Annotated in this window: 10 protein-coding genes, 1 tRNA gene and 1 pseudogene; 1 reads left to right on the forward strand and 11 read right to left on the reverse strand. The window is 34.4% G+C overall.

Annotation, left to right across the window (positions count from 1 at the left end; genetic code table 11):
* From SYN6308_RS22100 to SYN6308_RS23840, 3 genes and pseudogenes are all read right to left on the reverse strand, one after another.
* A pseudogene (locus SYN6308_RS22100) lies at positions 1–608 on the reverse strand (helix-turn-helix domain-containing protein); the annotation flags it as partial.
* Between the two features lie 497 nt (positions 609–1,105).
* Positions 1,106–1,187 (reverse strand) — tRNA-Leu (locus tag SYN6308_RS07985).
* Entirely contained in the window at positions 1,166–2,032 is an 867-nt protein-coding gene (locus tag SYN6308_RS23840; protein ID WP_144051411.1) for a M48 family metallopeptidase, read from the reverse strand. The genes SYN6308_RS07985 and SYN6308_RS23840 overlap by 22 nt, the downstream gene beginning before the upstream one ends.
* A gap of 240 nt (positions 2,033–2,272) precedes the next feature.
* Here SYN6308_RS23840 and SYN6308_RS07995 point away from each other — a divergent pair, with 240 nt between their 5' ends.
* The gene (locus tag SYN6308_RS07995; RefSeq protein ID WP_017293916.1) at positions 2,273–2,608 is read left to right on the forward strand and encodes a hypothetical protein; all 336 of its coding nucleotides are present in this window, start codon (positions 2,273–2,275) and stop codon (positions 2,606–2,608) included.
* A 55-nt stretch (positions 2,609–2,663) separates the two neighbouring features.
* Here SYN6308_RS07995 and SYN6308_RS08000 read toward each other — a convergent pair whose 3' ends face one another.
* From SYN6308_RS08000 to SYN6308_RS08035, 8 genes are all read right to left on the reverse strand, one after another.
* Positions 2,664–3,476: a uroporphyrinogen-III synthase gene (locus tag SYN6308_RS08000; protein WP_017293917.1), complete on the reverse strand. Its 813-nt coding sequence runs from the start codon at positions 3,474–3,476 to the stop codon at positions 2,664–2,666.
* 39 nt (positions 3,477–3,515) lie between these two features.
* On the reverse strand, positions 3,516–3,920 hold the full coding sequence (locus SYN6308_RS08005; protein ID WP_017293918.1) for a DUF5362 family protein: 405 nt from the start codon (positions 3,918–3,920) through the stop codon (positions 3,516–3,518).
* A gap of 71 nt (positions 3,921–3,991) precedes the next feature.
* Complete coding sequence (locus tag SYN6308_RS08010) at positions 3,992–4,963, reverse strand: DnaJ C-terminal domain-containing protein (protein ID WP_017293919.1); 972 nt, start codon at positions 4,961–4,963, stop codon at positions 3,992–3,994.
* A gap of 499 nt (positions 4,964–5,462) precedes the next feature.
* The gene (locus SYN6308_RS08015) at positions 5,463–6,818 is read right to left on the reverse strand and encodes a cation:proton antiporter (protein WP_017293920.1); all 1,356 of its coding nucleotides are present in this window, start codon (positions 6,816–6,818) and stop codon (positions 5,463–5,465) included.
* Positions 6,819–7,390: 572 nt separating this feature from the next.
* Positions 7,391–8,968 carry an exosortase/archaeosortase family protein gene (locus SYN6308_RS08020; RefSeq protein WP_017293921.1) on the reverse strand — a complete coding sequence of 526 codons (1,578 nt, stop codon included), beginning with the start codon at positions 8,966–8,968 and terminating at the stop codon, positions 7,391–7,393.
* Positions 8,961–9,074: a type II toxin-antitoxin system YoeB family toxin gene (locus SYN6308_RS24485; RefSeq protein WP_017293922.1), complete on the reverse strand. Its 114-nt coding sequence runs from the start codon at positions 9,072–9,074 to the stop codon at positions 8,961–8,963. Before SYN6308_RS24485 ends, SYN6308_RS08020 begins: the two co-directional genes overlap by 8 nt.
* A gap of 5 nt (positions 9,075–9,079) precedes the next feature.
* Positions 9,080–9,337, reverse strand: a complete 258-nt coding sequence (locus SYN6308_RS08030; RefSeq protein ID WP_017293923.1) for a type II toxin-antitoxin system Phd/YefM family antitoxin — start codon at positions 9,335–9,337, stop codon at positions 9,080–9,082.
* A gap of 206 nt (positions 9,338–9,543) precedes the next feature.
* On the reverse strand, positions 9,544–10,017 hold the full coding sequence (locus SYN6308_RS08035) for a hypothetical protein (RefSeq protein ID WP_017293924.1): 474 nt from the start codon (positions 10,015–10,017) through the stop codon (positions 9,544–9,546).
* Positions 10,018–10,080: the final 63 nt, after the last annotated feature.

Here is a 10,080-nt window from a genome sequence, read left to right on the forward strand (position 1 = left end):
TAATAAGTTTGTCTCTCTTTTTCATTTCTAATTGGCACTTCTATTCTCTCTGCTTTTTTCCCCCAAACATATCCACAAATATCACCCCATAATAAGTGACATTCATCCACAAAAAATATTTTTAAGTTCCCCAACTCTATTTTTCTTTATTTTTCTCGATATATTCCTTTATTTCTTCTTTTTTTTATCCACTAAATCTTGATTTTTTTGTGGAATTTTTCTTTTGGGATTTTTTCCATGATATTTGTCCTTCATCTAATAGATCATAATAGCTTGATTTTGCCTGATAAGTTACTCCCGTACTTTTGGGCTATATAATATTCTAATTCCCCTAAGGTCAAACTTTCTTGACTGTTTAGCCATTGAAACAGTTCTGTTTTTTCCTCTTTACTCAAATATCCCACCGAACCTTTATATCCTAATTTGAGTGCTTCTATGCCATGAATAATATATTGTTCTTTCCATTTACTAATAAATCCTGAACAGACCTGGAGAATTTTCTTGATTGCCCGATGTGAATAACCTTGAAGGGTCATTCTGACTGCTAATGCCCTTTTTAATTCTCTAGAATCTGGATTTGATTCGATAAACTGGTCTAATTCTTTCACAATTTTTCTTACTAATTGTTTTTAGTATTTTCTCACAAATGATTCCTTATTGCTATATATAACCCTTTGTTACCCATGATTAACTTGTCATTGTGCATTATCAAACCTTTAAGGGTTGATCCTATGGAAACAAGTTAGTAAAGGTTATCAACTTAGTTCCGAACTGTTTTAAGTATTCAAGTATTATTGTTATTTTGGATGCGGTTAGGATGCACTATCTTTTAGTGGACATATATGGATCTCCGCCACACCAACCCGAAACTAAGAGGAAACCAACCGAATCAAAAATCACACTACAAAGATTTAGTCTTATTAACAATCATTAACTCTCTATCAATCCTTTAAGGTTCGGTAAAAGTTAAACACAGTTAGAACGGGTTTTAAAATCAGTTTTCACAATCTCAATTTATCTTTAATTGTTGAAAAATAATTGAAGATTTTTAATTAAAGATAGATGAAACTATCTGAAAAGAAGATATAGTAAAGGATGTAGAGAGTGGGCGGAGCGAGACTCGAACTCGCACAACCGAAGTCGCCACATTTTGAGTGTGGTGCGTCTACCAATTTCGCCATCCGCCCGAATGGTTACTTTCGCTATTATAACTTATTTTACCCTTTTTGATCAACTCATCATAACTGCTCGATCGAGCCCAATGTTCAATTTCTTTTGCCCGAATAATGGGTACAGGATGGGTTAATTGCCCTGTTTGCATTTCCTGCAACATTTTACCAATGTCACTTTCTCCCATATTTTTATAGTGTCTTACCTGCTCCATAAAGGCTTCTAAGTTGAGTTTACTTGCAATACTAGGAGAACCTCCCGTTAACTTCATCAGTACCGACATAACGATTTTCGGTTCTTGTACTACTAATAAAGCCGATCGATCACAGGTAAATTCAGCACAACGAACCCATTGCAGTAATTGACTTTGTAGAGATTGAGCAAGTATCCCTCCCCAAGTGGGTATTAAACCAGCCCCCAATACCATAATATTCGCAAGGGAGAGATAAACCCCATGTTCACACTTTAAATGTCCTAATTCGTGGGCGATAACGGCTTTAATTTCCTCATCCGTGAGGATTTCTAACAGGGAAGTATGAATAACGATGAAAGGTTTTTTACCTCGTATAGCTAAAGTATAAGCATTTGGTACAGGATTTTGTTGAATATATAATTGTGGTACTTCAATATCTAAAATTTCACAAGCCGATAGTAACAAATTATGTAAATCTGGCAACTGCTTTTCACTAATCAAGATACTCGAAGCAAGATTATTGAGATAGAAAAAATCTTCTGCTACGCCTCCTAAAAGCCCCCTCATCGCTAAGTCTAATCCCGGAATTTGTTTTAATTGAGTAGTTGCCCTTAAATCGAGGGGGTGACGAAAATGATCTGCCTTGAGTCCAACCAATTTTACAGTCATGGTTATCATTGATAAATTATTGTTTACATATTTTAACAATAAGCCTTGAAAATAAACGAAAAATCAAGAATTTTTTATGGAATAATTCAAATGTCCAAAAAAAAGTTTCATTTTGATCACTTTTGTGTAATAATAAATATTAAGTTTTTGTAAATCTTTTACAAAAATTGTTGCAATATGGGGAGTATTTATATTACCCTAGTCTTACCTAATGTCTAAATAATCAAAGGAACTAAAACTATGCGTGGCGTACACAGAACTTCGACAACTCAAATGGAAGTAACCAGTATCCGTTTAGAGAAAACTCTCAAAGATAGCTTAAAATCGTTATCTGGTAGTCAAGGTTATCAAACTTTAATCAGAGATATTCTTTGGAATTATGTTCAACAAAAATCTGGAGAATACCGTCCTAATTTTTCTAAAACTGATATTCGTGCGACTATTCCTGCTACTGCCAGAAAAGATGAAAGTTGCGTTTTAAGTGGCAAATTAATCTCTGAAAACGATGAAATGTTATTAGCTTTAACTATTCATGGCGATTTCGTTCCTGTTACTGGAGAAGCCATCAATAAATAACTTTCTGCTGTAGGAATTAGGATTATTTATTCTAACGGACGCAAACCTTGCGTCCCTACTTTCTCGTTTCTATAATGGCTTGGGTTAACCCTTCTAGGGTGTATTCTTGGGCTTCTATATCAACTCTTTTAAATAGTTGTTGACAGGTGAGGGAGGTTTGAGGTCCGATCGAGACGATCGAAACATCTTTTAAGATAGAATCGATAGTTAAATGGGGATACTCTACCATCGCCTGATTAACTAAAGTATAAAAATTTTGCACGGTTTTAGAACTAGCAAAGGTAATCATGCTAATAACCTCATTAATTAAAGCATCCCATGCTGTCTCGTCTATAGCATCTGGACATCCTGATTGATAAGCTGGTACTTCTGTTACGATCGCACCTTTTTGAGTCAATTCTTGCACTAAAATTTCTCTACCGCCACTTTCAACTCTAGGGAATAAGATTTTTTGTTGAGATAAAGATTCGGGAAAATTCTCCACTAAAGAATCCGCAATGAAGTTGGGGGGAATAAAATCCGCCGAAATTTGATATTTCTGTAAATATTGCTCGGTTTTTGTACCGACTACGGCGATTTTGAGATGTTTTAAGTGATTTTTGTCTTTCCCAAGATGATGTAATCGTTGACAAAAATATTCAACTCCATTGGCGGAGGTTAAGATTAACCAATTATATGTCGATAAATGCTCGATCGAGCGATCTAAAAGTTGCCATGAGGAGGGAGGTTTAATCACTAAAGCAGGAAATTCTAACACCGTTGCGCCTTTAGCTTCTAACATTTGTCGAAATTCACTATTAGCAGAAACGGCACGGGTAACTAAAATTGTTTCTCCTGCTAGGGGATAAGATTCTTTGTAATTAATCATTATAAGAGTTGAAAGTTCGATACAAGAACGTTTTTGTTTTTAATTGGCATTGGCAACAATAGCAATGATAATAGCAAAAACAAGGGCAAGGACAATAAATATTAACCCGATAATAAATAACCAGTATTGCAATCCATAAAGTTTGCGTAATTCACCTAAAGCACCCATCAGATTAACAATATCATTATCCTTTGTATCAACTATTTTTTTGAAGGAAGAAGCCGCTTTAATTGTCCAAATTCCCATGATGACCATTATTGTACCTTGAATCATATTGGCGATGTCTAATATAGGAATAAAGCCTCCAATAAATGATAAAGTACCTACCGCCACAGATAGATAGGCAACAAAACGCATTTTATTAGCTAAGTCTGAAATTAATTCATTTTGGGATTGATCAAACTCGTACTGTTGATTTTCCATAATTTTTTTTAAATTCTTCATCGTTAATTATGAATTATGTCCCATTTATTGTCAATTCTCCATTTTCAATTCGACCTTCTACCTTAATCTTTCTATAATTTAACTTGAGTTAAAGAAGAACGAGGATTATCTTGACTTATCTCCTTAATTCTTTCGTAATATTTTTTTTCTTGACTACTGATATTTTGGGGCGTTACGATCGAAATCTTAACTAATAAATCCCCATAATCACCCTTAGCACTACTCCAACCCTTACCTTTAAGTCTCAAAGATTGCCCTTGACGAATACCCGCAGGAATCTTTACCTTGACTTCCCCTTGGGGAGTGGGTACACTAACCTCACCGCCTAAAACCGCCTCATAAGGAGTAATCGGCACTTCACACACTAACTTATCATCCTCAAATTGAAAAAAATCATGGGGTTTCAATTCTACCTTGAGATAAAGATCGCCTCTTTGTTTACTCAACGGGTTCATTTGTCCTTTACCTCGTAACCTAATCCTAGTACCATTTTTAGCCCCAGCAGGAATCTTGACATTAACGGTTTCCGCCGATAAAGTCAGTTTTGTTTCCACCCCATGATAAGCCTGACTATAGCTAAGACTGATATTTTGCTCAATATCGCTACCTTTTGCCGAACTTGAGGTAGATTGAGTATTAAAACCTTGATTAAAGCCTGATGTATTACGAGAACTGCTACCAAAAGGACGACCTAATAAATCATTAATAAACTCATCAAAACTACCATAATCCCCAAAGTTAAAGTTATTGACATTTGTTTTATTACCCTGACTACCCCAAGGAGATTGCCCCGGTTGTTTTGCTCCTGCTTGTTGCCAGTAACGCCCAAATTGATCATATTTTTTACGCTTTTCTGTATCCCCTAAAACTTCATAGGCTTCGCTAATTTCTTTAAATTTTTCTTCTGCCTCTTTGTTGTCGGGATTTCTGTCAGGATGATATTTAACGGCTAGTTTGCGAAATGCTTTTTTAATCTCATCAGAAGTGGCACTTTTATTGATTCCTAATACGGAATAATAATCTTTATAATCTGTAGCCCCCATATTTTTTCTCTTTAGCTCTAGTTAACACACATCATAAAATTATAATAGTTTTGATTAGAATAAGTTATGGAAAATTAAAAAATCGTAGGGGTTTATGGTATAAACCCTGTTTTTATAATATAAACCCTGTTTTTATGATATAAACCCTGTTTTTATGGTATAAACCCTGTTTTTATAATATAAACCCTGTTTTTATGGTATAAACCCTGTTTTTATAATATAAATCCTGTTTTTATGGTATAAACCCTGTTTTTATGGTATAAACCCTGTTTTTATGGTATAAACCCTGTTTTTATAATATAAACCCTGTTTTTATGGTATAAACCCTGTTTTTATGGTATAAACCCTGTTTTTATGGTATAAACCCTGTTTTTATAATATAAATCCTGTTTTTATGGTATAAAGCCTGTGTTTGCGAAGAAGCGATCGCATCTGTACCACAGGTAAGTGTAAGAACGTCAAGTGTTAATAATTCCTAATTCCTTGAGATTATTGACAATTAATTTGTTTCTGTTTTGGTTTCCAGTGTCTCGTCGTCTTTAAATACGGCTTTTAGTAAGGGAGGCGCAATAAATGTTGTGGCAATAACCATAACAATAATAGCGGCATCCGTAGCGGGAGATAATGCACCACTAGCTGAACCAACACCAGCAAACACTAATCCTACTTCTCCCCTTGGTATCATACCAACACCGATGGCTAACTTGTTAATATTTTCTTGTCCCCATAGGGTAAATCCAGTAACAACTTTTCCGACGATCGCAACTACAATCAGAAAAGAGGCAATAATTAAGCCTTCTCGATTACTAGGAATCGCAGGATTTAAGACGCTTAAATCGGTTTTAGCACCCACACACACAAAGAAAATAGGTACAAATACATCCGCTACAGGAATAATTTGCTTTTCTAATTCCTTACGTTTTTCGGTTTCTGCTAAAACTAAACCAGCGGCAAAAGCTCCTAAAATAGCTTCTAATTGAATCACGTTAGCAATGTAAGCCAAAATAAAGGCAAAGATTAAACCGACAATTAAAATACTGCCTCTAGTTTTCATTTCATTTACGATACTAACTAACCAAGGGCTAATTAAACGCCCGATTAAAATAGTACCAATTAAAAAAGTCCCTGCGGCTATCACTAAGTAAATAATTTGACTAACTTGGACTTCTCCTGTTTTAGCAAGACTAGCAACTACGGCTAACACAATAATTCCTAAAATATCGTCTAATACCGCAGCACCGATGATAATTTGTCCTTCTGTAGAACTTAATTTACCTAATTCAGCTAATACTTTTGCGGTGATACCGATACTGGTAGCAGTTAGCGCAGCCCCTGCAAATACGGCGGGTACGGTGGGAAGATGAAATAAAAATACTAATCCTAATGTGCCTAAGACAAAGGGTGCAATTACTCCCACTACAGCTACGATCGCAGCGGAAGGACCGACTCTAATTAATTCTTTTAAGTCAGACTCTAAACCAATCTCAAACAGTAAGATAATTACCCCTAATTCCGAGAGAATTTCGATTACTTCACTCATGGTGTGAAAAGTCGCTTCTTCTGTACCCGGTGCAAGATTGGCAGTGGTTTGTAGTAACTGAATAATCAGAGAATCTTCTGCCCCTAAACCCCCTTCAGGAAAAACCAATAATTTGAAGGCGGATACCCCAATAAGTACCCCCCCCACCAATTCCCCTAATACAGAGGGAAGATTGACACGGGAGCATAATTCACCGCCAAGTTTACTGGCGAAATAAATCACCACGAGACTTAATAAAACCCCTGCTAAAATCAAAGAAGGATCGGCAGTTTCCGTTTCCGATGCCATTGCTAAAACTGGATAAGACCAAGGCATAAAATTTAATTACATTTTAATCTAAGTTTTCTCTTGTTAGTTTAACCTTTAGAGTGATTAATTAGAGATTACTAAACCAGTTTTTTGATGAAAATAGGGGATAGATGATAAAAGAAATACTTATAATATCCGTTCGTTAATTACCTGAGTGAACCATAAAATTTTCGGTGGTGTAAAGGTGTCAGGTGTCAGGTGTTAGGTATTAGGTTAAAGAATTGATAAAAAATATATCTTAATTGATTTTTTTGTTTTCAATTTTTGGACTAAATAGGGTCTGCTGAAAAAGTCTTTTGATGGGGATAGGTGTCAGGTATCAGGTATCAGGTATCAGGTTAAAGAATGAAAAATAAAGGTTTTCAGATTATACAAAGTACAGGGGAAAACCTTATTACTTCAAAAAAATAAGGTTAAAAATGCTTGATTTTCTCGTAAAAATTGCTAAAACTGTGCAATTTTTTGTTAATGTAGTGTGTCTAAATCGTTGATTTTAATAGCTTTCTGACTTATTCAGCAAACCCTAAATAATATAATCTTCTGAAAATCAAACCTGTTACCTGCTTTAGACAGGTTAATTATCTTAAAGGAGGAAAACGAGATTGCCAATATTCCACGATCGAAGATAAAATTTTAGTTAGTTCTTCTTCTGATACATTACTATTATTATCAACGGATAATTCAATCCATAGACAACGACGATCTTGTAGTAGTCTTTTTCCCATGAGCCAATCCCATAGCTTCGATGGTTGAACATAAGCTCGATGATAATAGGAAGCAAATTGAGCTCGTGTAACGGTGGTTTTGCCTTCTGAATTTAAACAAGCGGTTAAATGAGTTTGATTATCACTGACAAATTTTAAATAATAGTTATCTTCAAACGATCGATCGATCGAGTTTTCTAGTTTTGGTACATTCGTATAATTTTGGTAATAAGATTCGATCGTACCAAAAGTATTAGTCAGATACCGTAAATTAACCGTTACAATATCATCACCTTTTTGAAACTTATAGGTACGTTCTGACAAAATCACATCATAATCCTGTTGAGAGTTTAACTCTTCTGGAGGTTGAATTGGTTGATCATCTTCAGAAATGGGGATAAGAGGTTGAGAGAAACTGTCTTGTAAATCTAAGTAAGGAAGCTCAATATTTTGAGGTAACTCATAATCAGCAACACGATTAGCACCTGCCAAAGTACGGGTATCGAAAATAAAATTTAATAAAACAATAATTAATATTAAACCAGAGGAAAAAATCGGCAAATCTCTTAATGTTACTTTGGTTTTTGGAGGGGGTGATTCTATTTCATCAGGATTATGACTAGGAGTTTTGATGAGGATAATACCAAAAAATATGCCCATACCAATCATCGTAAAAAGATTTCCTCCTTCATAGCCATGCCAATAATTAAAGGCGGTTTTATCATTCACCACTAAAGCCATGATCGCTATTCTAATAAGGGATAAGATAAAACTGATAACGAAGGAAAGGAAAAACAGGGAAAAAATTTTCTTATATAAAGAAGGAAAAAACAAGGGTACAATCAGAGACATTTTGAGTAATGGAATCAATAAAGGTACGGCAGTACAATCAAAATATACATCCACTGCTCCATCATTCACCAAAATAATTGTTCCCTGTCTTTGAGGTTCAAAACCGATATAGTAGAGGAAAAATGAACTTAATTTTGCAGAGATAAAAGTGAGAGATAACCCTTCATATCTATTACTTAAAAAACGTAAAATATTAGATAAGAAAACAACGAAGGTGAGCAGAAATAACTCACGACGAAATTGATAAATTCCTCGAAAACCAGAGACAAACAAAATATACCCTAATAAAGTGAGGATAGGGAAAAAATATAAAAATATCGATGCTTCTACAAGAAATAAATATTTAGCCTTGAAACAAAATACTAAAATTATGGCAAAACCGATGATTTGTGCCACATAATTACTAGAGGTATTTAAGCGAATCTGCTTCTGATAAATTTGATAAAAAAGACCAATAATAAATATAGACTCGATGAAAAAATTATTAAAATTAGTATTACTTCGCCAATAGAGCAATAAATAGATCGCCCCTAGGGCTGACAACATCACCAAAAAAAGAAAATTTCGATCGAATTTATCTAGTTGTTCACTCTTAATCATTGGTGGTAATTTCAGCTTTTTCAACATAATTTCTTAAGGTTTTTTTATCTTGATTTTGCCAATACAAATAATCATGCCAACCGTCGTCTAAAAAAGAAATTTTCATGGGTTTTATTCTTCTTCGATTAACTCATGGCTTTCGTATTTTCCGTGTTTTAATTCTCCTAATGCTTTATAAAGTCGTTGAGCATTTTTGGGACTTCGTAATAAATACAATGTTTCTTCCATCGAGCTATAATCCTCAAGGGACATTATTACTACAAGGTTTTCTGATTGACGAGTAATGATAATTGGAGCATGATTTTCGCAAACCTGATTCATTACACAAGTAAAGTTTTTCCTAGCTTGAGTATAAGTGATTGCATCCATAATGTTTAGAGACTGATTTCATTTTAAGCAAACCATTTATGTACTTAGGTGGTTTCCAAGAAAGAATATACCAATATTCTCAATAATTCTTCCTTTTTTAAGGGGGTTAGGGGAGATCGATCGGGTATAATTATTGTCAGAAATCACCTTATAGGGTTAATTATAGGGGATTACTTCGTGCCTCGCAATGACAATTAACACCTGATTTATATATATACTCGTCCGATAACTAACCAAATTATAATAAAAATTGAAAACATAATTGTTCCCGAAAACAGTATTTTTGCACTATTTTTCAGAATACTACGAGTTTGTTGTTTTTGTGTGTTCACACTTTGTTGTTCCACATTAGACTTAAAAGTAGCTAATCTTGTTCTGATTTGTGTTTTTACTTGTGACTTAGGGATACTAGGAAAATCATCGGTATTCAACCCTAAAGATTTACCTAAAGCAATAATTTGATTTATATCAGAGACTTGATCTAATTGAGAATCCACATTTTTGATTTGATTTAGTTGAGTTGCCAGTTGTTCGGTGATTTGCTCTTTGCTAGAGTCGATTAAACGATTAGTATTTAAGACAACGAGGGGGATTAAAAAAATAAATCCGATCGCCATAATCAAAATCACCCAACGAATCGTTTTTAAAATAAATATCTCTAAAAACCAAATATATAGCAATCAGGAATGATTCATGAGAAAGAAGCATACATTGATAGTTTGGGAAAACTGAATATATGTTCT

This window comes from Geminocystis herdmanii PCC 6308 (assembly GCF_000332235.1).
GTDB classification, from domain to species: domain Bacteria; phylum Cyanobacteriota; class Cyanobacteriia; order Cyanobacteriales; family Cyanobacteriaceae; genus Geminocystis; species Geminocystis herdmanii.

Bases quoted from the DNA above. Each gene is read 5' to 3' on its own strand.
- SYN6308_RS23840 (WP_144051411.1), bottom strand. From the start codon at position 2,032: ATGACTGTAAAATTGGTTGGACTCAAGGCAGATCATTTTCGTCACCCC.
- SYN6308_RS07995 (WP_017293916.1), top strand. From the start codon at position 2,273: ATGCGTGGCGTACACAGAACTTCGACAACTCAAATGGAAGTAACCAGT.
- SYN6308_RS08000 (WP_017293917.1), bottom strand. From the start codon at position 3,476: ATGATTAATTACAAAGAATCTTATCCCCTAGCAGGAGAAACAATTTTA.
- SYN6308_RS08005 (WP_017293918.1), bottom strand. From the start codon at position 3,920: ATGAAGAATTTAAAAAAAATTATGGAAAATCAACAGTACGAGTTTGAT.
- SYN6308_RS08010 (WP_017293919.1), bottom strand. From the start codon at position 4,963: ATGGGGGCTACAGATTATAAAGATTATTATTCCGTATTAGGAATCAAT.
- SYN6308_RS08015 (WP_017293920.1), bottom strand. From the start codon at position 6,818: ATGCCTTGGTCTTATCCAGTTTTAGCAATGGCATCGGAAACGGAAACT.
- SYN6308_RS08020 (WP_017293921.1), bottom strand. From the start codon at position 8,968: ATGATTAAGAGTGAACAACTAGATAAATTCGATCGAAATTTTCTTTTT.
- SYN6308_RS24485 (WP_017293922.1), bottom strand. From the start codon at position 9,074: ATGAAAATTTCTTTTTTAGACGACGGTTGGCATGATTATTTGTATTGG.
- SYN6308_RS08030 (WP_017293923.1), bottom strand. From the start codon at position 9,337: ATGGATGCAATCACTTATACTCAAGCTAGGAAAAACTTTACTTGTGTA.